Raw genomic sequence first — 22,170 nt, 5'->3', positions numbered from 1 at the left:
AACATTTAATAAAGTATATTCATTCTATACGAAATTCCGACATGAAACAATGAAAGGCAATAAAAGATGAAAAAGTCAGACAATAACCGCGCCAAATGGCAAAGAAAAAGGCACCCTATAAAGGGCACCTATTGTAGATTAAATCGAAATATCTTTCTTATTGAAAACAATAAAGGTTATCGCGATAAACAGTACATAGTAAGCAGCCAACACACCGAGTGAGAGACCTACCGTCGCTCCCTCAAACATAGGCGCACTTTCCATAATATATCTTCTCAAATCTATGTGAGGGAACAAAACAAATTTTAACCATTCATATCGTTCAACAAGGGAGGTGATTAACATATTTAAGGTTGAAGAAGCAAACAAGATGAAAACAGAAATACCGACTGCGATTGCCTGGCTTTTAAACAAAGTGCTCAACATAAAAGCCATCGTAATAATGATGAGGAAGCCTGGAACCCAATATAGCATAAGCTCAAAAAAGTATGGGCCTGCTTCTAATGTTATCACTTCGTCAAAACTTGTAGGGTCGATCATCTTATCTGTGAATGATGCTGAACCAAAGAAAATTAACCCGACAAGGTATCCTGCAACACTTAATACAACCACCATTGTAGCTGCATATAATAAAGTTGTTATATATTTCGAGAGAAGAACTTTCCAGCGCCGATGCGGACGAATTAATAATTGCTTAATTGTTCCATCAGAGAACTCCGCGGACACTGAGGCGCTGCAGATAATAACAGCAAATAAGGTCACAAAAGATGCGATTGACGTAACCCAATTGACCATAAAGGTCCAACTTGTTTCTTGGTTAGGATTGATACCAGTATCCAATAATTTCTGACTTCGGGCAATATCTTCTTGAATCCACTCTTTTTCTTCCTCAGACGTCTTCGGATCATCCAAAACAGCTTGCTGGGACTGTATGTTATTCTCTTCCTTCACTTTCCAATCATCTGCATTATTCATGGTCTTTACTAGAATAGCACTCCCTACTAGAGCAACTAGCAAAAAGCCGATAAATATATACGAAGACATTTTAGAGAAAATTTTCATCCATTCATTTTTAATCAATGAAATCATACTCGCACCTCCTCTTGCTCTGTAATCTCGAAGAATCGATCTTCAAGCGTTTTCTTCACAACATTAATTTCATAAACATCTACTTCTGCTTCATTTAACTGTCGATTTACTTTGGCAATATCTTCGCGTGTTGCCTGGAGGGTAATCATCTTTTTATCCTGCTTTACAATATTCAGACTTGAAAATTGCTCTTTAATTACATTGACTGCTGCCAATACATTATTGATGGAGAAAACCACTTCTCTTAAATCTTCCTCTTTTTCCTCTATAATATTGTTTTCTATATGTATGAGCTTTCCTTTCTCAATAACGGCAAAACGATCACACATTAATTGCATCTCGGATAATAAATGAGAGGAAATTAGCACACCTATTCCTTCATTGGCTAATTGATGTAAATAATCACGGAATTCTCGTATTCCTTGTGGGTCCAATCCGTTTGTTGGTTCATCGAGGATTAATAACTGAGGACGATGCAGCACAGCCTGCGCAACCCCAAGACGCTGTCTCATTCCCAGCGAATAGGTCTTTACCTTCTTGTCCATCGCATGGTCAAGCTTTACCAAGCGAGCAACTTCATCAATCCGCTCTTTTTTAATCTTTTCTTTGGCCATTCGGGCATAATGGATCATATTCTTTCGGCCGGTCATATATTTGTAAAACTCCGGATTCTCTACAATTGCCCCTAAATCATGCATTGCCCCTTCAAAATCCCTATCCAGATCATGGCCATTAATAAGAACCTGGCCGTTCGTACGATTAATTAGACTGGCAATCATTCTGATAATCGTTGTCTTACCAGCACCATTCGGACCAAGCAGTCCAAAAATTTCACCCTTTTTAACGCTGAAACTAACATCATTGACAATAACAGTGCTGCCAATCTTTTTCGTTAATGACTTCACTTCAAGAGCCGTTTCATTCATACCATCCCGTCCTTTCAAAAATTACACCTATTAATAATACCGTATAAAACGGATAAAAGTTACAGAAATTACAAAATAATTAAAAAATTAACCAAAAAAAAAAAAAAAAAGACCAGCTATATCTTAGCTGATCCTTTAAAAATTCTATATGAATTAGGATAATTTTGAACGTAAATAAGCATCGATGAACATATCTAAATCTCCATCCATGACAGCCTGAATATTCCCGGTTTCTGCATTTGTACGGTGGTCCTTAACCATGGAATATGGATGGAATACATAGGAACGGATTTGACTTCCCCAGCCAATTTCCTTTTGTTCTCCACGAATTTCTGCCAATTCAGCTTCTTGTTGCTCGATTTCCAGTTGATAAAGCTTGGATTTCAGCATTTTCATAGCTGTTTCACGGTTCTTGATTTGGGAGCGCTCAGTTTGGCAGCTGACCACTGTATTCGTTGGTAAATGAGTGATCCGAACGGCAGAATCTGTTGTATTGATATGCTGACCACCGGCACCGCTCGCACGATACGTATCAATTTTCAAATCCTCTGTACGAATTTCGATATTAATCTCATCATTGAATTCAGGCATTACCTCACAGGAAACGAAAGAGGTATGACGACGTCCTGAGGAGTCAAACGGCGAGATACGTACTAGGCGGTGTACGCCTTTTTCTGCCTTCAAATAGCCATACGCATTGTGGCCTCGAATGCCTAGCGTTACGCTTTTAACTCCAGCTTCATCACCAGGAAGATAATCAAGTGTTTCTACCTTGAAGCCTTTCTTTTCAGCCCATCTTGTATACATACGCAGCAGTAAGGATGCCCAATCCTGAGATTCCGTTCCGCCTGCACCTGGATGAAGCTCTAAAATGGCATTATTCTTGTCATATTCTTCACTCAATAACAGCTGAAGCTCAAACGCATTCAATCTCTCGGATAGTTCCATAAGCTCGCTCTCCAGTTCTTCCTGGAGATCTACATCTGGCTCTTCCTTAATTAATTCAAAGGTCAAATCCAAATTCTCGTATGACTCATTTAATGCATTAAATTCGCCCACTTGATCCTTCAAGCCATTTGCCTCGTTAATAATTCCCTGCGCTTTCGCTTGGTCATTCCAAAATGATGGTTCGGACATGATCTCGTCCAATTCCATAATACGGGCTTCTTTTTCTTCTAAGTCAAAGAGACCCCCTAAAGTCCGCCAAACGTGTGGCTGTTTTTTCTAACTCGTTACGAATTTCTGCTATTTCCATTTACGTTCACCTCATCTATTTTTACAAAGCTTGTTACTCACAATTTAAATCTCCTTTTCAGGAAAAAGAGAGCCGGCCTATCCTTTAGCCGTCCCTCTTTATTTAACATATCTTATTATACGCGTCAACGTCATCTAAAGATACTGACATGTCTTATTTATCTTCCATGGCAATTCTTATATTTCTTACCGCTACCGCATGGACATGGAGCATTTCGTCCAACGGATTCTTCATTACGTTTCGGTTTCTTCTTGACTGTCTCTCCTTCATCACCCTTCGGATTAACAGCCTGTCCTTTCACAACCTCTTCACGCTCTAGATTATTGCGGATCTCAGCTTTCATGATGTATTTAGCCACATCATCCTCAATCGCAGAAACCATGGCTTCGAACATCGCAAAGCCTTCTTGCTGATATTCATTGAGCGGATTGATTTGAGCATAGGCACGTAAATGAATACCTTGTCTCAATTGTTCCATTGTATCAATGTGATCCATCCACTTGCTATCAACCGCACGCAATACAATTACCTTTTCAAACTCACGCATTTGCTCAGAAGAAAGCTCTTCTTCCTTCTCATTGTATTTTTCAATGATTTTGCCATAAATTAATTCAATCAATTCTTCCCCATCAAGCTCTTTTAATTCCTCAGCATTAAAAGTACCTTCAGGCAGAAGGTTGGCATAGACATAATCAAGCAATCCTTCAATATTCCACTCTTCGCTTTCCACATCAGGCGCAAAGGCATAGACATTGCGCTGCAGAGAGGAACGAATCATAGTCTCTACGATTTCACGCAGATTCTCACTTGATAGTACATCAAAACGCTGCTTATAAATAATCTCACGTTGTTGACGAAGTACATCATCATATTCAAGCAATTGTTTACGGGCATCATAGTTATTACCTTCAACTCGTTTTTGCGCAGATTCAACGGCTTTAGATACCATTTTACTTTGAATCGGTTGGTCATCCTCCATACCGAGACGGGACATCATGCTCTTAATATTGTCAGATCCAAAACGGCGCATCAATTCATCCTCTAATGAAAGATAGAATTGTGTAACCCCAGGGTCTCCCTGACGACCGGAACGTCCACGCAGCTGATTATCAATACGGCGGCTTTCATGGCGCTCCGTACCAATAACGGCAAGACCGCCGACTTCCTTCACACCTTCACCAAGCTTGATATCTGTACCACGGCCCGCCATATTCGTAGCAATTGTTACGGCACCTGGCTGACCGGCATCAAGGATGATATTTCCTTCGCGTTCATGCTGCTTCGCATTCAGGACACTATGCGGAATTCCTTTTTTCTTCAATAATTCAGATACATATTCACTCGTTTCAATCGCTACTGTACCAACCAATACTGGCTGACCCTTCGCATGGCGTTCAGCGATATCCTCAACGACCGCTTTGAATTTCCCTTCCATAGAGGCAAAAATCAAATCTGCACGGTCATCACGCACGATGTCGCGGTTCGTTGGAATCGCAATAACATTCATATTATAAATATTACGGAATTCCTCTTCCTCTGTTTTCGCTGTACCAGTCATACCGGCAAGCTTTTCATACATACGGAAGTAGTTTTGGAACGTAATCGTCGCAAGCGTCATGCTTTCATTCTGGATATCGAGGTTTTCTTTCGCTTCGATCGCCTGATGCAAGCCATCACTATAACGGCGTCCTTTCATTAGACGGCCGGTAAATTGGTCAACGATGACAATCTCGCCATCCTGAACCACATAATCCACATCCAAATGCATGGAAACATGCGCTTTTAACGCCTGGTTAATATGATGGTTCAAGGCAACATGGCTAATATCGAATAAATTATCAATGCCAAATGCTTTTTCAGCACGGCTCATTCCTTCTTCAGTTAGCTGAACACCTTTTGTCTTTTCGTCGTATGTGTAATCTCTTTCTTTTGATAAAGTACGGACAAAAGCATTTGCCTGTATATAAAGCTGAGTTGATTTTTGAGCGGAACCAGAGATAATCAATGGCGTACGTGCTTCATCAATCAGGATGGAGTCAACCTCATCTATTACAGCATAATGAAGCGGACGCTGTACCATCTGTTCCTTATACAGCACCATATTGTCACGTAAATAATCAAACCCAAACTCGTTATTTGTACCATAGGTAATATCGGCATTATACGCTTCCTGTTTCTCTTCACGGCTCATTCCAGTAAGATTCAAGCCGACTGAAAGCCCAAGGAAGTTAAATAATTGCCCCATTTCAGTGGCGTCACGGCTTGCTAAGTATTCATTGACTGTAATGACATGAACACCTTTACCAGTAATCGCATTTAAGTAAACAGGCATAGTGGAGGTCAATGTTTTACCTTCCCCTGTTTTCATCTCAGAAATATTACCTTCATGAAGGGCGATACCCCCCATTAATTGAACCTGGAAAGGATACATGCCAAGGACACGGCGTGATGCTTCTCTGACTACTGCAAATGCCTCAGGCAGTATATCATCGAGTTTCTCTCCACCCGCGTAACGTTCTTGAAATTCTGTTGTTTTAGCAGACAGTTCTTCATCAGACAAAGCTTCCATGGCAGATGCCAAAGCTTCTATTTTATTTGCAGCCTTATTCAGGCGTTTAAGCTCAGATTTATTAGGGTCAAACAATTTATTCAAAATCCCCATTAAGCAGTCTCTCCTCTTATCTGTACAGGGTTCATTAGCCCTAGAATGATATAGATTAATAATCGTTCATATTTTTAAATTTCACATTAATAGTAACACTTACAAATGGACAAAACAACAGAAGGAGTGTGTACACACATGATATTTTTGGGTTATTTTACCTCAAAATATACTTAAGTTCATAACTGAGCTTTGAAATTTTGATAGAGAAATTGCATCAAGGGCTTAAATATTGAAGAGAGGTTTCCTCATAAATGGTTAGGCTGATTTCTAATTATAATAGAATTGATACACAAACATAGTAGACTAGGTGCCTCCATAGATGAGGTTTCAATAAGTTCAAGTTTTGATTGAACGAGATGGATTTATGCCCATTTTCTGATCACGATCATTCAATGAAAAAGCAGCCCCCTTACAGGAGCTGCCCATTATCAAGTATAAAATTAGCTTTGTGCTTCAATTAAGCCGTATTTGCCATCTTTACGTTTGTAAACGATGTGAGTGCCGTCAGTTTCTGCATCAGTATAGATGAAGAAATTGTGTCCTAGCATGTCCATTTGAAGAATTGCTTCTTCGCTGTCCATTGGTTTAAGATCAAAGCGTTTCACACGCACAACTTCTAATTTATCATCCTCTTCTTGCTCAACACCGACTTCTCCAGCTGGAAAAGTGAATAACTCTTTACCGCTTTCACGAGAACGACGGTTAACTTTTGTTTTATATTTACGAATTTGTCTTTCCAATTTATCGTTAATTAAATCGATACCTGCATACATATCTGTATTTGTTTCCTCTGCACGTAGCACTAGGTTAGGTAGCGGAATAGTGATTTCAACTTTTGTTGTTTTATCATTGTACACCTTCAGATTGACATGTACGTTTGCATCAGGTGTTTCTGTAAAATATCTTTCCAATTTTCCGATTTTTTTCTCTACATATTCTCTGATTGCTGGAGTTACCTCAATGTTTTCACCACGAATGTTATAATTCATAAGTGAGTCCTCCTTTTCTACTCTATAACTATTAATATTCTCTAATCCCTTTTAAAAATCCTGCCTATATCGACAATTTGTTTAAGTTTAAATATTCAGGATTTTCAAGGAATTCATATATAGTATACCCTATTCAACAACAAAAAAGCACTACTTCTCATGATAATTCATTTGAGGTAATCATTTCCTCTTATCGTAATAAACTCCATCTGTTAAAATCGCCTCATAGGGGTTGGCATATTTTTGATTATGCTGCTTTTGCTCCCGTACCATTTTAAGGTTCCGAGCCACTTCCATTCTCCGTTTGGCCATTGCTTTCGCCAGTTCTTCATTCAGCTTCACACATAACTCGCCAAGCTTTTTTTCCTCGTCAGTAAAAGGAGGCTGTATATCTTTTTGCAGACTTTCCCGAATACGAATGATTTCATCCAGCCTAGAAATAGCGATCTCGCGGTCTTTTTCCCAGCTCAAATCACTTAATACCTCTATCGCTTCCCTTGTTACCTGAAAATATTCCCGCAGTGCACTCATCATAAACCGAGCTCCTCTGTCTCTCATTTAAAAAAGCCCTGACTTCGGTAAAAGCCAAGGCCAAACCCCCATTACGTATAAATATTAATGAGCATTCCTTGGATTTCGCCAATCATGCCTAATAAATGTATACGTTTATCTTCCTTATCAAGGACAGCATTTGTGAGGTCAACCAGCTTTTTATCCACTTCTTTTACAAGCTTATACACCTTTGCTGATCCACGATGATTAAAACCGCGATGCTCCTCTAATTGCAGCCCATTTTTTACGGCATCATCTAAAAATTCTTTCACAAGCTTCTTATATTTTCGCAAATGATCAACCGACTGAGTTTCACCGAGCCTCTTGCCCTGCTCCTCAATCTCCTGCATTTTCCGTGTCAATCGCTCAAGAGTCAAATCATTGCGCCTGGTTCCCATAACCTCTTTAAAGGCAATGGAATCCTTCGCTACCTCTTCCTTAGAACTAACCTTTTGCAAACCAGTCCTGCCTACTCTTTGTACCTCCATGAGATCACCTCAACTTTGTTACTTCAATAATTGTAGCACACCCTGTGGAAGTTGGTTGGCTTGTGCTAACATGGCCTGTGCTGCCTGATTTAAAATATTATTCTTTGTGAACTCGGTCATCTCAAGAGCCATATCTACATCACGAATCCGTGATTCTGCAGAGGTTACGTTTTCACTCATTGTTTGTAAATTCGTAATCGTATGCTCCAGACGATTCTGCATCGCACCTAAGTTGGAGCGCTCTGCAGAAACGGCCGCGATCGCTGCACCAATTTTTGAAAGAGCAGCATTCGCAGCCTCTGCTGTTTTTACATTTAATGGTGCAGCTGCGGTTCCTAATCCGAGTTCTTCAGCATTCATTTTATTTATCGTTAACTCAATCGTTTGGCCTGCATTAGCGCCTATTTGAAAACTAAATTCAGATTGGCTTCCATCTAATAGCTTCGCACTATTAAACTCAGTCGTTTCACTAACACGATCAATTTCTGCTGTAAGCTGATTATACTCTTCCTGGATGGCTTCACGATCTTCATTCGTATACGTCCCATTCGCGCTTTGAACCGTTAACTCTCTCATACGCTGCAGCATTTCATGGACAGATGACAAGGAGCCTTCTGCTGTTTGAATGAGAGAAACTCCATCAAGGGCATTTCGTTCCGCCATATTTAGACCGCGAATTTGTGAACGCATTTTCTCTGAAATAGCTAGTCCCGCTGCATCATCCGAAGCTTTATTAATACGAAGCCCAGATGATAGCTTTTCTAAGCTTTTATTTGTATTGGTTGTATTAGTTGATAGATTACGATAGGCATTCAAGGCAGATATATTATGATTAATTTTCATGGAAATGCTCCCTCATTCTATTAGAATTTTTTCCTCATCACGTTATTTTCATAGGCCGATACCATCTTAATTAACGAATCAGCCTTTGCATTATTTTTCAGTTGCATGGCATCATTCCAGGCAGTGGATAGGGTCTCAACGATTTTGATCAGAAATGAAATGCTATCCGTATTCTTAGTTAGATTTACCCGGATCAGCTCATCAGCCAGGAAATTATAGAGGGTGTCCAAATTCTCCGTAATTGGGCCTGCTTCATACCGAAGTCCCACACCAAGTCGATGAACGATATCACTGGCCCTTTGCAGGCTTTTATTAGCCTGGAATAAATTAGACTCATCTATTTGATCAATGGCCTCATATAAATTGGTTAATAGTCCTTCATACAGCAATGCCGTTAATTCCTGAGATGATTTTTGCACAATAAGTTCCTCTGTTAAAAATTCCATTCACAAAAACCTCCATATCCTCTTATTTTATATATCGACGGGCTAGTTATATTGTTTATCGAGCTCTTCTAATAAAAGGAGGATTTCAGCAATCACTGCATAAAGCTGCGGAGGAATCGAATCTCCAAGGTCAATGTCCAAAAGATGGCTGACCAATGACTCATCCTCCTGCAGGTGAATATCATTTTTCTTAGCCGTTTCAATAATCCTTCTGGCTACTTCCCCAGTTCCCTGAGCGACTAGCTGCGGTGCCTCTCCATTTTGTTCATCGTACCTGATGACAGCTGCGGTCGGTCCATTCATTTTTTTACGGTTCATTTGATTGAAATATTGCTGTCTCATATCGTTATGTCATACCCCTTTTTCGTAAAGGCTGTTTGGGCTGTTGGACTTGCCTCTCGTTCTGAATTCTTCGTTTCCACGGTCATCGGTTTAAATTGAACCGAGCCAATCGAATAACCAATTTCCTTGAACCGATCAAGCGATGAATCCGATATTCGAGTCATGGATTGCTGCAAATCTTCCTTATCACTTTTAAAGGTTAGAAACAAATTTCGATTGGTCGCCGTCAGCGAAATTCCAATCTCACCAAGCCGCTTGGTCTCCATCACAAAGTAAAGACTGCAATTCTCCCAATCAATTTGATCCTTATCAGATTGAGAGTTTACAAATACTTTTACATTCTCAACTTCCTTATGAAGTAAAAGTGGAAGCTGCATAGCCAGATTCTGCATACCGGATGAGTCAGGCTTAGCTAGAAGCTGCTGACCGGTTAGATTTTGAACAGCCTGTTCCACCTGCTGAGTCAGCTTTGGATTGAGCTGGTCTGATTGCAAGATCGAAAGCAGAGAGGATTTTACAGTTTGCGGCATTTCCGGCTGTTTTCCATTCAAAACAGATTTCGCCACCTCTTGTTCATTCATCATCCCGAGTTTTCGAATCAGCTCCAGCACATTCCGTCCAGACTGCTCAGGCTTTGCACCTTGAGTAAATACATCTTCACCAACATTACTCGTCATGCCTGCCACAAAATGCTTAACTTTAACATCAGACGGTTTAAACAAAAGACCTTCTACAGATGCTTTAACTTCCTTCACAATCTGATTCGCCTCAAGGAACTTTCCACTCATAAGCAAATTCTTTGCTTCCTGCAATCTGCTGCTAGCCTGCAGGAGCTTCTTCTCCGTCGACATATCGGTATAAAGCATAAATTCACCTTTTAAAATAGCTTGATCGAGTTGCTTAATGGTAGATTCCAAGACCTGCTTAACCTGGAGCTGTTTTTGCTCCATCATTTTGATAGACTGATCCAAGTTTCTCGTAATCTCTCTTTTTATATGTTTAAAATCGATCGTAAGCTGAGATAGCTTTTTACTAATTTCAGTAACAATCACATCTTTTGATGAGAGATTCAGACCCTGGATAGTCTGATTAATTGCATTCTGCTCAGATTCAGATAATGAGTTGGCCGGTTTTACATCCATTAATTGTGGGTTTTCGTCCTGCAGGGTGGATAAAGCGGACATTAGTTCTTTGCGGGCTAATAATTCTCTACCCTTGGACACAAGCTCTGTTGCCTTTTCAACCACTCCTGTCAGACGTTCAATACCTTCAAATAGTTTCGCAGAGTCACCACTCAGAAATTCCGTTGCTTTTGCAAATACCATCGCCATGGAAGAATCCTTTTGAACACTTTTCATCAAATCCATTACTTCCTTGCCATGAACAGAAACCTCCATATTCACTGGAGTGACTGCTCCCTTGCTTTTATCAATGAGGGAAAGAGTTTGAAGTAAAGCTTCTTTACCAGCCTGCAGAGATTTTAAGATGGCACTCTTTTCAGCTTGAGAAAGATCTGGTGAATCCTTTATAAATTTCATCACCTGTTCAGTGATTTTGGCAGAATCCTGCTGGTGTATGATGGCTGATTTTAAATCGCGGATTGTAGTTATCGGCAGATGAATAGATGGTGTAGAAATCCTCGAAATCTCCGGAAGCTCTTTTCCAATCTCACTGACCATCTTCCCAATCGATTCACCATGCAAGGCAGAGTGAATTGCTTTCAACTGTGGCATGCGTACCTCTAACTGACGTTCCGCCAAAGCCGTAATGGTAGCTAATTTTTGCTCCACTGTCCCCGCCTCTGTGTTCATAAAGCGCTGAATCGTCTGTAAACTATCTTTAGAAAGCGGATACCCTTTTTCCTGCAAAATTTGCAAAGCCTGACGGAAGTCTTTATTAGATGCATCAACACCGCCCGCTTTCAGAATTTCTTCAACCTTGGTAGGAGCCTGGCCTTCTGCTGCGGGCTGATTTGTTGAAAGGGTTTTAACCGTTAATTGGTCATTTTCAATGCCCGTAATCTCGACTTGAGCCTTATTCTGTGCCGGCACTCCGTTTTCAAACGTCATGCTCATCTCTTTACCTTTTAAAGAAACAACAGCTGTATTGGCGGATACCCGTTCTTTAATGGTTACAGACTGAATCTGTCCAACTGAATATTGATTGCTTTTTCCGTTTAAGCTATGCCCCGAATGGATTGCTTGAATCTGCATTGCGTTCACTCTCCGTCCAAATTCCTTATTCTTTTTATCGGTAAATTGCCTACAAATATTAGTTTGTGATAAAGAAATAGACACAATTTCCTAGTTTGCCTAAGCACTAATATTCGTTAAAAAGAACAAAAATTTCTTAATATACAACAAAACGCTTGCTATGACAGAAATAATCGGCAATAATGGGTATAAATAACACATAAGGGTTTTTAATCAAAATGGAAGAAGGATGAGAAATGAAAAGGGGTAAAAGTATCCATATACTGAATGGCTTACTAGTTGTATTAATCATATTTAACATCTATTCTTTCATAACTGGAAGATTACAAGGATTGAACTTAGCCATTCTTGGATCTGTGCAAATTCTCATGATTGGTATTATTAATAGTGTGCATCATATTTGGATCACTCATATAGAAGATCAAGATATAGTAGAGTAATATAGAAAGAAAAAGGGCCGAAAGATGAACAATCTACTTCATCTTTCAGCCCTTCTTTATTAGAATCAGGCATGTCCTCCTGAGGTATATTGCTTCCGTCTATTGAGTTGAATGGCCTGCTTCCATGTATCACGAAACTCCAAAACCAATTCCTCCGCCTCGTCCAACATAGCAGGATCATTTTTAGTATTCGCCTCTATCAACCGACTGTTGATATAATCATACATCGCCATCATATTTTGAGAGATTGCCATATCCATATTTAAAGTGATTCGTAATTCACTAATGATATTTTGCGCCTTTAGAAGATTCTCATGTCTGGCCTGGATTTGCTTCGACTCCATCGCAACTCGTGCGGCTTTAATAAATTTCAGGCAGCCATTATACAGCATAAGCGTTAACTCTCCCGGTGAAGCAGTGGTTACAGTATTCGTTTGATAAGCCTGATACGGATTTTGTATTGCCATTTATACGTACACTCCTTTTTATTAACCAGTCGCAAACATCGATGATAAATATCCTGATTGGCTGTTTGCCTGTTGAATTGCTTTTTCCATCGCAGTGAATTGTTTATAGTAGCGATTCTCTACCTGGACTAGCCTGTCCTCAAATCGACTAATACGATCATCAATATTGGTTAAATCTCTTCCCATCGTAAACGTAGCATTGGTCGACAATGAGGTTCCCGCTCTTGCCTTCAGCTGGTCAGTAGCTGCAGATATATTTTTCTGCAGCTTTGATAGAATTCCATCCTCCGAAGCAAATAAAGCTTCTACACTTTCAGGATCATCCTCTAAAGCCTGTTTTAATTTGGTTTCATTGATTTCGAGTTTACCGCCTGCCATGTAATCAGAGGTTGTCGTGATTCCGATGCTGCTTAAGGATGAATACATACCTGTTGATGTATTAACCGAGCTATAAAAGCTCCCCCGCATGGAATCTAAAGCTCCATTTAAAATAGAATCATTGCGCAGCATTCCTGTCTTCGCAATATTTTCCCATTTCTCAACCTCTTTTTCACTCAAGCTATCACGTTCATCATCTGTTAAAGGTAAATAGTTTCGGTTACGTTCCTCGCTGACCTTACTTTGGATTGTTGCAATTAATTCATTGTATTTATCTACAAAGCCCTTTATGTTGTCGTACACTTTAGTAGTATCATTGTTAATTCCAACCGTAACCGCTTCAGTAAATTCACTCTTAAGCGTGAATGTGACACCATTCATAGTGAATGTGTTACTTGCCCGCTGAGTCTCTAAACCATTAATTTTTAATAACGCATTGGAACCGGCTTTGTAATCAGCTGAAGTCAATTGAAGGGCTTGAGCTAATGATGAATTATCTATTTGAATATCCTTCAAATCTGTGGAAAAGGTACCTGTTTCTTTTCTTGTCATAGATATTTTGTCTGTAAATGAATCATAGAACATGTTTAATCCAAGCTTTGATGAATTCACTTTACTGATTACGTTATCCAGAGATTGATCAGAAGTAATGAAGAATGTTTCACTCATCTCTCCACTTGAGGTTGTAGTCTTCATGTTCATGGCAGTATATTTTTTCGTATACTCAGCCTCTATTTCTATATCCTCACTTGCAGCAGTTTTAAGATCAACCTTACCTGTTTTGAAATTTACCGTACCAGATATAGTACCAACACTAAAGTCTCCATTTTCGTCAACCGTAACAGATTTACCCCCAACTTTCAGGGTCATAGACCCTTCATTAATGGCTACTTTAGAAAGTTGAAAGCTTGTGGCATCTTTAGCTATAGAGATTTTTTCTACCTTTTTATTGGTTACATAGTTTACTTCGATGGCTGACCCTGATGCAGGTATATTATTTTCGAATGTAATAATTCCTTTATCAATTGAATAATTTCTAACGTCCTTACCATCGGCATCCTTCGAATATTGCTCCAACACTTTTCCTGCCACTTTAATTTGTACTTGATCATTTTGAATAGTTACAGTGTCAGGTAATTTAAGATCAACGGGTGACCCGTTGGCCGTAAACTTTTGTGTTTCTACCACACCTGTTTTCCATTCGATAGCTGAAGAAAAGTTGCCCGACATGGACTCCAGGGGTTTACTGGAATCTATTTTAGGATTTGTACCGGACAATACTTTAGTTGTAAGAGAAGCCGCTTTGGCCAGCTTAACATCGGATAATTGATAACTGGTTGCGCTCGCGCCAGATGTTGCGGTGGCTGTAACCGCTGCATCATTCGTACTGCTTGTCGTTCTGGAACGATAGGAAGAACTCAGCTTCATGTTCAATACATCTTGGCGAAAATTCGTTAACAGTGTATTGATAGAACGGTAATCATCACGTTTCCACTCAAGTGTCTGTTTATTTTGTTTTAATTTATCTAAAGGGATTCTTTCAGCCTGCATTAGCTGTTTAACCATTGTATCTGTATCTATGCCACTAGCTAAACCGGAAATACGCATTCTTTCACATCCTTAAACTTTTCTATCTACAAACAAAGCCATGTTCTCTACCATAGCTGCATACATATCAAGCATCTTCTTTGGAGGAATTTCACGTAGCACATTGCCTGTTACATCATCAACCACGGTTACATAATATTCATTTAGATCCTCGTGAAGCTCGAATTTTAAAGACGCATGCATCGGACCTATAAATTTATTCATAGCTTCCATCGTTTCTGTAAGCTTCTCTTTCATTTGTACATCTGTCATAGGTGACTGTTCTTGTTGAGGAATAACGTTCTGAACCATAGCCTGCTCATTTATAGGAACAGAACTTTTAGTAAAAGACTGTGGAGCCAAATGACCAATATCAGCCGAAATACCATTCACCATCTCGCACCTCCAACTATTCAGTTCACTGTTATTAGGTATATCGGTAGAATTGAAAAGGTTTTAAGAGGGAGAAAGAGAAAAGTGGGGAGAATAAAAAGAGAGACCAGAAAAGGCCCCTCTCGAATATTGATTAACGTAACAATTGAAGTACGTTTTGTGGCTGTTGGTTAGCTTGAGCTAACATTGCTTGTGCTGCTTGAGAAAGAATAGAGTTTTTAGTTTGTTCCATCATTTCTTTTGCCATGTCTACGTCACGAATACGAGATTCCGCAGCAGTTAAGTTTTCAGATGAAGTGTTCAAATTGTTTATAGTATGATCTAGACGGTTTTGTGAAGCACCTAATTTAGAACGTTCTGTAGATACCATTTCAATAGCATCATTAATAATAGTAATAGCTGCATCTGCTGTACCTTGCTCTGTAAGTGCGCCTGCTTTAGCATCAGTACCTTCACCTGCAGGAGCAGATTTCAATGAACTAATCGATTTAGTATCAGCATCAGTACCAATATTACCTGAATCCATTGAGTTGATTGATATCTCAATACTCTGACCTTCATTAGCACCAATGTGGAATGTAAATTTTTGTGCTTCTCCTGTAAATGCAGTTCCTTCATCATTTTTTTTACCTAAAAGATTCTTAGTATTAAATTCTGTGTTACCTGCAATACGATCGATTTCTTCCACTAACTGGTCCAGTTCTTTTTGCAATTCACCACGGTCTATATCAGTATTCGTATCATTGGCTGATTGAACAGCAAGCTCACGCATACGTTGTAGAATATCATGAGTTTCATTCAATGCACCTTCTGCAGTTGAAATCAAAGAGATTCCATCTTGTGCATTTTTTGATGCCATATCCAAACCACGTACTTGTGCACGCATTTTTTCAGAGATTGCCAAACCTGCTGCATCATCGCCTGCTTTATTGATACGTTGCCCAGAAGATAATTTCTCCATAGAATTACTTTGTGCATTTGTTGCTGCACCTAACTGACGGTGTGTGTTTAATGCTGTGATATTGTGATTGATAATCATTTAATTTTCCTCCTTGGAATGTGTAGGTGGACTTCCTTTTCCACCTGATAGATTTTAAATTTATATATTAATGGAAACTGGCCCGTTGCCTAGGATGGGGGGTTCCAGTAATAACGAGATTAAAAAAGACGGGCGGTTCTGAAACTAGGATGCTTCCTGCATCGTAGTTTAGTACCGCTCGTCCATGAGCAAATAGGTATCTATTTGTTTTGTTGGTTATCTAATAGTTCCCCACGCGTAATTTTTACGTGTTTGGGGGCATCAATAGCTAAGCGAAGGTGTCCATCTTCACTTTTAACGACCTTTACAGTGATGTCATCACCAATTTTTATAAATTCACCAGGTCTTCTACCAAGTACTAGCATAGTTGTGGTCCTCCTCCTTGAGAAAAGTGATCAGTTTGTAAGACCCCCATAGAGAACATTACCCTCCTTATGCTTTAGTACACATAAAAAAGTAAACATCCCCTATCTCACATTCGCGTCCTGCGAAGATTCAATAAGAAATATTTACTCGTCCTGAGTATTCAGTATGAAATTTTTTCGGGTTGTTTCTCTTACATAATCTATATCGGAAACTTATTTTAACATTTAATAGTTTTAATATAAAATTTTAACATTTTTTATAATAAAAAAATCGGAACCCATAGAGAATTCCGATTTCGATAGATTTAACGTAGCAATTGAAGCACATTTTGCGGTGTTTGGTTAGCCTGCGCAAGCATTGCTTGAGCTGCTTGAGATAGAATGGATGATCTTGTTTGCTCCATCATTTCTTTCGCCATATCCACGTCACGAATACGAGATTCAGCAGCTGTCAAATTCTCTGCAGCATTGTCCAAGTTCGCAATAGAATGCTCTAATCGGTTTTGGTATGCACCAAGCTTAGAACGTCCAGTAGAAATCTTAGCAATATTCTCATCTAAAGTAGCAATTGCTGCCTCTGCCCCAGTTTGATTGCTGATATCAGCATCTGCAATTGCTGCTTGAATATCATCTAATTTCACGCTAGTTAAATCAACTTGGATAACTTGATCTTTATTCGCACCAACATGCATAGATAGAACACCTGCATTACCAGCAGTACCATCAAGTAATTTTTGTTTATTGAATTCTGTATCAGTATTAATACGTCCAACTTCTGTAGCCAAGGCATCAAACTCATCTTTCAAAGCTGCTCTGTCTTCTGCAATGTTAGTATCGTTCGCAGATTGCACGGCCAATTCACGCATACGTTGAGTAATTGAATGTACCTCGTTAAGAGCACCTTCAGCTGTTTGGATCAAAGAAATACCATCTTGAGCGTTACGAGAAGATTGCTCTAATCCGCGGATTTGACCTCGCATTTTTTCGGAAATAGATAGACCAGCTGCGTCATCTCCGGCACGGTTTATACGAAGACCTGAAGACAATTTTTCCATTGAACTGGATTGTGCGTTGTTCGCTACACCAAATTGGCGGTGCGTATTGATTGCTGCGATATTGTGATTAATAATCATAATAAAAAATCCTCCCTGATTTAACGGATCACGTCCATGTGGTCCTTTTTATGTACAAGAGTTGAAAAGCGGCCGTCTTTCCTTCTCTTGTACACTATTTGTATCGGGTGATTTCAATCGCTCTCTATGAGTCTTTCGTCCTATTTTTAGAGTTATTAATCAAATCTCCAATATTAACCGTAATCTCCGCTGCTTCAACATTTTCATGCTGGATTTCCTCAAATAGTTCCTTTCGATAGACGTCGACTTGTTTTGGGGCTTTGATGCCAAGCTTTACCTGATCGCCCTGTACAGAAACAACTGTAATTTCAATATCGGAACCTACTAATATGGATTCATCTTTTTTCCTCGATAGAATAAGCATACTTTACTCCCCCTTGCTTTCTACTTTTGGAAATAAAGGTGTTCTGGTTTGATAGTTTGTTTGATTCAAAATGATTTGTTTCCCTTTACCCTTCTTCGTATCAATAATAAGCGGAGCCTGAAGATTAATCGTCGACTCTTCGAAAGGATCCCTTGCCGTCACAATCGAAAACACCGTAATATGTTCCTCTGTTACTCCTAATGATTCCACAATTTCATCATCTAATTTAAATTCATAATCAGGGTACGTTAAGAATGGACTTGTAACCACAAATGCTAGATTCGGTGTCTTCACAGACTGAAGTACAAAGAAGGATTGATCATCTGTTAAAAGAAGAAGCACAAATTTCTGTTCGTTCGGAAAACCGGGAATACCTTCATCAAAGGTAATGATATCTTTTTCTTCGATTACTTGCTCACCATGATATTTTGTTGTCAGCTTCACGTTAGCTTCACCCCTATAGTTTCATTTCAAATGGATTTTGATTAGCTATAAAAAATTCAAGAGATTGATATTGTTTCATATAATAGCTTATACTGCCTGGAATATAATTGATCGTTGGCTGATGGGTCCGTACCTGAATATTCACCTTCTGAGGCTGTATATCTGTTCGATCGATACATCTGCAATCTGTTGTTCAATCGATTGATTAATACGTTTGATCTGGTAGCCGAGCTGCGCTGATGTTGAGTTCATTTGTAATTGGGCAATGGGCATGGATAGTCTCTCCTCCTCAAAACATACAAAAAGAGTTGACCCAATTGGCCACTGGGCGCTTCTTGAGTCAACTCATCTTTTTTTATCGTAAGAAATCAACCAGGCTTGGCTGAATGATGCTCGCTCCCATTTGTAAAGCAGCTCTGTGCACACTTTCCTGCGTAATAAAATCCGTATAGACCTTTTCCATGTCTACATCTTCATTTTCGCTCAGTACCTTTTTCGCCAATACCTCCTGGTTATCTATTCTGGATTCCAATAGCTCCAGGCGATTATAGCGGGCGCCAAGGTCGGAGCGTTCCGCTGAAAAGGCAGTGACCAAACCATCGAATTTCTGGAGTAAAGAATCAAGATCCATATCATCCGCTGATAACTCGCTCTCAATCTCTCCGATTGTATTAAATAATTCCTGACTGAATAGCTGAGAAGGATCTGCATTTGCCTTCAATTGAATTCCTCTTGATACTTCCACCAGATAGGGATCATTCTCTGAATTGACCACGACACCATTTGCATCGGAGGTAACAGGTGCTGCATTCACACTCGTTCCATTAAAAATATAACGGCCGGCAACCTGCGTATTCGCTACGGATACTAAGTCCTCTTTCAGCTGAGCGATTTCCTTTGCGATGGCTTCCCGGTCAGCCGTTTCGTTTGTATCATTTTTTGCCTGGATCATCAATTCACGGATACGCTGAAAACTTTTGTTTCCCTGATCCATTGAAGCCTCTGAGTTGTCCATCCAAAGATATAGCTCTGATAAATTGCGCTTATATTGCTCTACTTCATTGAGGCTTGTCCGATAATACATCCCCTTTTGGGCAATCACTGGATCATCAGAGGCCTTTGTAATCTTTTTACCTGTTGATAGCTGTTCAAGATACTGCGCCATCGATCCGTAGCTCTTATTAATATTCCGTAAAGAATTAGCTGCAACCATACTTTGTGTGACTCTCATACCTATTCACCTACCTGCCACCGACCCCAAGGCCGTTGATTATTTTATCGAGACATTCATCAATCATTGTAATCATTCGTGCGGATGCATTATATGCCTGCTGAAATTGAACCATATTGGTCATTTCTTCATCCAATGAAACTGCACTGACGGAAGAACGTCGGTCGCTGACATTTTGCAGCAAAGTCGCACTGTTCACAGATAATCGGTCAGCCTGTTCCGTTTTAACCGCCAATGTTCCGATAACACTTTGCAGGTAAGCGCCTAAACTTTCTTTTTCAGCAGCTGGAGAAGAGTCAGCTAATGCATCCTTATAATTGAACTTTTCATAAAAGACATCCGCAAGCTTCAATAGATTGCTTGCATCACCATCATTAGGAGTAGCAACGGACGCATTAGCAATATAATCGTAGCTTTCTTTTATTTCATCGGATATTCGAATGCGGCTGGCAAAGCCCTTGACGTTCTGAGGATCAGCATTATACTCATCAGTAAAAAACAGAATATCTTCATTAAAATCTTCTATCTTCGCAGCTGGATCACTCTCGAGAGCTGTTTTCCAGGCTGCAAGCTCCTTCGCACTTAGACCATCCTTATGAATCTTATTAAACTCTGTCGCAAAGGTATAAGCCATATGATCAAGTTCTTTAATCATATCCGGCAAATCCCCTGCCAGTTTTCCTTCTGTATTTGTATATCCGTATGTTTGCAAAAGGGACAGCAGCATGCCCTCAGAGATAAAGGTAGCAGTAGGTACTGCATTCCCACCAATTGAAATGGTATCCACCGCACCATCCTCCCCATTAAACATTAAAGCAATAGGATTAACTGTAGTAGAATCAACCAAAGTCAACGGTTCAGCCGTGCCGTTATTTAGCTTTATTACAGCCGATCCCATTGCCTGCGCCTGTGAATTACCGCCGTTTTTCACATAATCGACCTTTATATTCATCATGGAGGATAGTTCATCAATCAACAAATCACGGGAATCGTATAAATCATTCGGCAAATAGCCATGCGGTTCAATCGCTGCAATTTGTTTATTAAGCTGGTCGATGCTTCCCAGCATGCTATTGGCCTTTTCAACCGTCACATTCAATTCATTCTTCAAATCGGAGCGGACCATATTTAGGGAGCTGTTCAGGTAGGTAAACGTATCAGCCAGTGCAATTCCTCGCTCACGTACAACAGCTTTACCACCTGAGTTGACAGAATTGGTGGCCAAGTCCTGTATGGATTGCCAAAATGAATCAATGGAATCACTAAGCCCTGTTCCCTTAAGCTCGTCCATGACATCCTCTATTTTGCTTAACCCTTCCGCTCTCCCCGTCCAATATCCTAGCTTCGTGCTTTCGCTTCTATATTGAACATCCAAAAAGCTTTCACGAACCCGCTGAATGGAGCCCGCTTTAACACCGGTACCCATTTGACCAGGAATTTGTTCGCGGTTCATACCCGGGTTTGGGTAAGCCGTTTCCGCTGCCATGTTAACCCGTTGGCGTGAATATCCGAGTGTATTGGCATTGGCAACGTTTTGGCCCACTACATATAAAGCTGCCTGCTGAGTCGTCAGTCCGCGCCTGGCTGTTTCTAACCCATGAAAGGTTGATGTCATAAATGCTCCCCCTGTTTCTTTTTAGGCCTTCGAATCAAATAGCGATTTACTTGGTTTTCTTGCACCCTCTGGATCCTGTGGCCTGTCGTATGTATAGCTCTCATTCTCTGGTAACATAAGATTTAAATTCAGATTCACAAATTGAAGAGATTGATAGATTAACTGCTGATTTAATTCATTCCGCTCTTTTAAACTGATAATCTCTTCTCGCAATTCAGCGCCCAGGCTGGTAAGTTCTGTTCGCACGTTTTCCGAAGCATATTGAATACATTCTGATAAGAGTGCGGTTCCATTCTGCACGCCCTTTTCTCTAAGAAAGGCATATACATCACTCTGCCGCACATTCTCAAGCCGTTCAATCGCAACGACTAGCTTCCTCTCCTGAACAAGCAGACTGCTTAACGACTTTAACTCTTCTGCTTTAATGGCCTCTGTTTTTTCCTGAGCCATTTTGTTCAATTCTCTGTGCAGATCGACCAGCTGCTGAAGGGTTTGAATGATAGATTGAGCTGACATTAATTAGTTCACCCCATATAAAAAAAGAAAGCCAGTACAAACCTTATACTGGCTTCAGGTTTAGTTTTTTGAGTAAAAATCCAATACGCCTTTTGCTGTTTCATTGACATTCACTTGATAGGTGCCGTTCTCTATCTGCTTTTTAATTTCGTCTATTTTAGCCTGACGCTCAACCTCTACACTCGATAGCTGTTGCAATTCTTTCGCTTTACTGGAAATTTCCACTTTATCGGCAAGCTGAGAAGGCTTCATGGAGGTATCGGCTTTATTAACTGCCTTTTGGTACGGATTTACGCCATATTGATTAAGATGATTAATTTTCATTTCGCGTTCCTCACTTTCCCTTCCGTCACACTAGCTTCCAAGGTCTATGTTGATCTTTTAATCTGA

General features: G+C 39.9%; 25 protein-coding genes. 1 reads left to right on the top strand and 24 read right to left on the bottom strand.

The window, feature by feature from the left end:
• Positions 1-138: 138 nt before the first annotated feature.
• The 11 genes from FHY47_RS11085 to FHY47_RS11035 form a co-directional block, all read right to left on the bottom strand.
• Entirely contained in the window at positions 139-1,089 is a 951-nt protein-coding gene (locus tag FHY47_RS11085; RefSeq protein ID WP_140461794.1) for an ABC transporter permease, read from the bottom strand.
• Entirely contained in the window at positions 1,086-2,015 is a 930-nt protein-coding gene (locus FHY47_RS11080; protein ID WP_140461795.1) for an ABC transporter ATP-binding protein, read from the bottom strand. The genes FHY47_RS11085 and FHY47_RS11080 overlap by 4 nt, the downstream gene beginning before the upstream one ends.
• A 153-nt stretch (positions 2,016-2,168) precedes the next feature.
• Positions 2,169-3,270, bottom strand: a protein-coding gene (prfB, locus tag FHY47_RS11075; protein WP_139063848.1) for a peptide chain release factor 2 whose coding sequence is annotated in 2 segments (ribosomal slippage) — positions 2,169-3,197 and positions 3,199-3,270 — 1,101 coding nt in all. Because the reading frame shifts where the segments join, the coding sequence is not laid out codon by codon here.
• Between the two features lie 157 nt (positions 3,271-3,427).
• Positions 3,428-5,932: a preprotein translocase subunit SecA gene (secA, locus tag FHY47_RS11070; RefSeq protein WP_148630623.1), complete on the bottom strand. Its 2,505-nt coding sequence runs from the start codon at positions 5,930-5,932 to the stop codon at positions 3,428-3,430.
• Positions 5,933-6,375: 443 nt separating this feature from the next.
• Positions 6,376-6,924: a ribosome hibernation-promoting factor, HPF/YfiA family gene (gene hpf / locus FHY47_RS11065; RefSeq protein WP_066106072.1), complete on the bottom strand. Its 549-nt coding sequence runs from the start codon at positions 6,922-6,924 to the stop codon at positions 6,376-6,378.
• A 180-nt stretch (positions 6,925-7,104) separates the two neighbouring features.
• Positions 7,105-7,458, bottom strand: coding sequence for a flagellar protein FliT (gene fliT, locus FHY47_RS11060; RefSeq protein WP_066106070.1), 354 nt, complete (start codon positions 7,456-7,458; stop codon positions 7,105-7,107).
• 68 nt (positions 7,459-7,526) lie between these two features.
• Positions 7,527-7,964, bottom strand: coding sequence for a YaaR family protein (locus FHY47_RS11055; RefSeq protein WP_066106067.1), 438 nt, complete (start codon positions 7,962-7,964; stop codon positions 7,527-7,529).
• Positions 7,965-7,982: 18 nt separating this feature from the next.
• Complete coding sequence (locus FHY47_RS11050) at positions 7,983-8,807, bottom strand: flagellin N-terminal helical domain-containing protein (RefSeq protein WP_148630621.1); 825 nt, start codon at positions 8,805-8,807, stop codon at positions 7,983-7,985.
• A gap of 20 nt (positions 8,808-8,827) precedes the next feature.
• On the bottom strand, positions 8,828-9,253 hold the full coding sequence (gene fliS / locus FHY47_RS11045) for a flagellar export chaperone FliS (RefSeq protein ID WP_148630618.1): 426 nt from the start codon (positions 9,251-9,253) through the stop codon (positions 8,828-8,830).
• Between the two features lie 42 nt (positions 9,254-9,295).
• Positions 9,296-9,595 carry an EscU/YscU/HrcU family type III secretion system export apparatus switch protein gene (locus FHY47_RS11040; RefSeq protein ID WP_139892178.1) on the bottom strand — a complete coding sequence of 100 codons (300 nt, stop codon included), beginning with the start codon at positions 9,593-9,595 and terminating at the stop codon, positions 9,296-9,298.
• Complete coding sequence (locus FHY47_RS11035) at positions 9,592-11,808, bottom strand: hypothetical protein (RefSeq protein ID WP_148630616.1); 2,217 nt, start codon at positions 11,806-11,808, stop codon at positions 9,592-9,594. The genes FHY47_RS11040 and FHY47_RS11035 overlap by 4 nt, the downstream gene beginning before the upstream one ends.
• Positions 11,809-12,044: 236 nt before the next feature.
• On the opposite strand from FHY47_RS11035, the gene FHY47_RS11030 reads away from it, so the two are divergent.
• Positions 12,045-12,248, top strand: coding sequence for a hypothetical protein (locus tag FHY47_RS11030; RefSeq protein WP_148630614.1), 204 nt, complete (start codon positions 12,045-12,047; stop codon positions 12,246-12,248).
• 65 nt (positions 12,249-12,313) lie between these two features.
• Here FHY47_RS11030 and fliS (FHY47_RS11025) read toward each other — a convergent pair whose 3' ends face one another.
• The 13 genes from fliS (FHY47_RS11025) to flgM form a co-directional block, all read right to left on the bottom strand.
• Positions 12,314-12,715: a flagellar export chaperone FliS gene (gene fliS, locus FHY47_RS11025; protein WP_066106049.1), complete on the bottom strand. Its 402-nt coding sequence runs from the start codon at positions 12,713-12,715 to the stop codon at positions 12,314-12,316.
• A gap of 21 nt (positions 12,716-12,736) precedes the next feature.
• Entirely contained in the window at positions 12,737-14,701 is a 1,965-nt protein-coding gene (gene fliD, locus FHY47_RS11020) for a flagellar filament capping protein FliD (protein WP_148630612.1), read from the bottom strand.
• A gap of 12 nt (positions 14,702-14,713) precedes the next feature.
• Entirely contained in the window at positions 14,714-15,076 is a 363-nt protein-coding gene (flaG, locus tag FHY47_RS11015; RefSeq protein ID WP_148630610.1) for a flagellar protein FlaG, read from the bottom strand.
• 130 nt (positions 15,077-15,206) lie between these two features.
• Entirely contained in the window at positions 15,207-16,112 is a 906-nt protein-coding gene (gene hag / locus FHY47_RS11010; RefSeq protein WP_148630608.1) for a flagellin Hag, read from the bottom strand.
• A gap of 200 nt (positions 16,113-16,312) precedes the next feature.
• The gene (locus tag FHY47_RS11005; protein WP_066106037.1) at positions 16,313-16,477 is read right to left on the bottom strand and encodes a carbon storage regulator; all 165 of its coding nucleotides are present in this window, start codon (positions 16,475-16,477) and stop codon (positions 16,313-16,315) included.
• A 305-nt stretch (positions 16,478-16,782) separates the two neighbouring features.
• Complete coding sequence (locus FHY47_RS11000; RefSeq protein WP_066106034.1) at positions 16,783-17,610, bottom strand: flagellin N-terminal helical domain-containing protein; 828 nt, start codon at positions 17,608-17,610, stop codon at positions 16,783-16,785.
• Positions 17,611-17,734: 124 nt separating this feature from the next.
• A complete protein-coding gene (csrA, locus tag FHY47_RS10995) occupies positions 17,735-17,974 on the bottom strand; it encodes a carbon storage regulator CsrA (protein ID WP_139892170.1) in 240 nt (79 codons plus the stop codon).
• A 3-nt stretch (positions 17,975-17,977) separates the two neighbouring features.
• Entirely contained in the window at positions 17,978-18,418 is a 441-nt protein-coding gene (gene fliW / locus FHY47_RS10990; RefSeq protein ID WP_139892169.1) for a flagellar assembly protein FliW, read from the bottom strand.
• Positions 18,419-18,431: 13 nt separating this feature from the next.
• Complete coding sequence (locus FHY47_RS19080) at positions 18,432-18,578, bottom strand: DUF6470 family protein (protein ID WP_262366007.1); 147 nt, start codon at positions 18,576-18,578, stop codon at positions 18,432-18,434.
• A 195-nt stretch (positions 18,579-18,773) separates the two neighbouring features.
• Positions 18,774-19,649, bottom strand: coding sequence for a flagellar hook-associated protein FlgL (flgL, locus tag FHY47_RS10985; RefSeq protein ID WP_148630606.1), 876 nt, complete (start codon positions 19,647-19,649; stop codon positions 18,774-18,776).
• A gap of 10 nt (positions 19,650-19,659) precedes the next feature.
• Complete coding sequence (gene flgK, locus FHY47_RS10980) at positions 19,660-21,264, bottom strand: flagellar hook-associated protein FlgK (RefSeq protein WP_148630604.1); 1,605 nt, start codon at positions 21,262-21,264, stop codon at positions 19,660-19,662.
• Positions 21,265-21,285: 21 nt separating this feature from the next.
• Positions 21,286-21,780, bottom strand: a complete 495-nt coding sequence (locus tag FHY47_RS10975; RefSeq protein WP_148630602.1) for a flagellar protein FlgN — start codon at positions 21,778-21,780, stop codon at positions 21,286-21,288.
• Between the two features lie 60 nt (positions 21,781-21,840).
• Positions 21,841-22,104, bottom strand: coding sequence for a flagellar biosynthesis anti-sigma factor FlgM (gene flgM / locus FHY47_RS10970; RefSeq protein ID WP_066106018.1), 264 nt, complete (start codon positions 22,102-22,104; stop codon positions 21,841-21,843).
• Positions 22,105-22,170 lie beyond the last annotated feature (66 nt).

It is taken from the genome of Bacillus sp. E214 (assembly GCF_008087365.1).
GTDB lineage: Bacteria > Bacillota > Bacilli > Bacillales > Pradoshiaceae > Pradoshia.
The sequence above is the reverse complement of the archived record's forward strand: the minus strand, read 5'-3'. Positions and strand labels throughout refer to the sequence as shown.

Bases quoted from the DNA above. Each gene is read 5' to 3' on its own strand.
- FHY47_RS11085 (WP_140461794.1), bottom strand. From the start codon at position 1,089: ATGATTTCATTGATTAAAAATGAATGGATGAAAATTTTCTCTAAAATG.
- FHY47_RS11080 (WP_140461795.1), bottom strand. From the start codon at position 2,015: ATGAATGAAACGGCTCTTGAAGTGAAGTCATTAACGAAAAAGATTGGC.
- secA (WP_148630623.1), bottom strand. From the start codon at position 5,932: ATGGGGATTTTGAATAAATTGTTTGACCCTAATAAATCTGAGCTTAAA.
- hpf (WP_066106072.1), bottom strand. From the start codon at position 6,924: ATGAATTATAACATTCGTGGTGAAAACATTGAGGTAACTCCAGCAATC.
- fliT (WP_066106070.1), bottom strand. From the start codon at position 7,458: ATGATGAGTGCACTGCGGGAATATTTTCAGGTAACAAGGGAAGCGATA.
- FHY47_RS11055 (WP_066106067.1), bottom strand. From the start codon at position 7,964: ATGGAGGTACAAAGAGTAGGCAGGACTGGTTTGCAAAAGGTTAGTTCT.
- FHY47_RS11050 (WP_148630621.1), bottom strand. From the start codon at position 8,807: ATGAAAATTAATCATAATATATCTGCCTTGAATGCCTATCGTAATCTA.
- fliS (WP_148630618.1), bottom strand. From the start codon at position 9,253: ATGGAATTTTTAACAGAGGAACTTATTGTGCAAAAATCATCTCAGGAA.
- FHY47_RS11040 (WP_139892178.1), bottom strand. From the start codon at position 9,595: ATGAGACAGCAATATTTCAATCAAATGAACCGTAAAAAAATGAATGGA.
- FHY47_RS11035 (WP_148630616.1), bottom strand. From the start codon at position 11,808: ATGCAGATTCAAGCAATCCATTCGGGGCATAGCTTAAACGGAAAAAGC.
- FHY47_RS11030 (WP_148630614.1), top strand. From the start codon at position 12,045: ATGAAAAGGGGTAAAAGTATCCATATACTGAATGGCTTACTAGTTGTA.
- fliS (WP_066106049.1), bottom strand. From the start codon at position 12,715: ATGGCAATACAAAATCCGTATCAGGCTTATCAAACGAATACTGTAACC.
- fliD (WP_148630612.1), bottom strand. From the start codon at position 14,701: ATGCGTATTTCCGGTTTAGCTAGTGGCATAGATACAGATACAATGGTT.
- flaG (WP_148630610.1), bottom strand. From the start codon at position 15,076: ATGGTGAATGGTATTTCGGCTGATATTGGTCATTTGGCTCCACAGTCT.
- hag (WP_148630608.1), bottom strand. From the start codon at position 16,112: ATGATTATCAATCACAATATCACAGCATTAAACACACACCGTCAGTTA.
- FHY47_RS11005 (WP_066106037.1), bottom strand. From the start codon at position 16,477: ATGCTAGTACTTGGTAGAAGACCTGGTGAATTTATAAAAATTGGTGAT.
- FHY47_RS11000 (WP_066106034.1), bottom strand. From the start codon at position 17,610: ATGATTATTAATCACAATATCGCAGCAATCAATACGCACCGCCAATTT.
- csrA (WP_139892170.1), bottom strand. From the start codon at position 17,974: ATGCTTATTCTATCGAGGAAAAAAGATGAATCCATATTAGTAGGTTCC.
- flgL (WP_148630606.1), bottom strand. From the start codon at position 19,649: ATGAGAGTCACACAAAGTATGGTTGCAGCTAATTCTTTACGGAATATT.
- flgK (WP_148630604.1), bottom strand. From the start codon at position 21,264: ATGACATCAACCTTTCATGGGTTAGAAACAGCCAGGCGCGGACTGACG.
- FHY47_RS10975 (WP_148630602.1), bottom strand. From the start codon at position 21,780: ATGTCAGCTCAATCTATCATTCAAACCCTTCAGCAGCTGGTCGATCTG.
- flgM (WP_066106018.1), bottom strand. From the start codon at position 22,104: ATGAAAATTAATCATCTTAATCAATATGGCGTAAATCCGTACCAAAAG.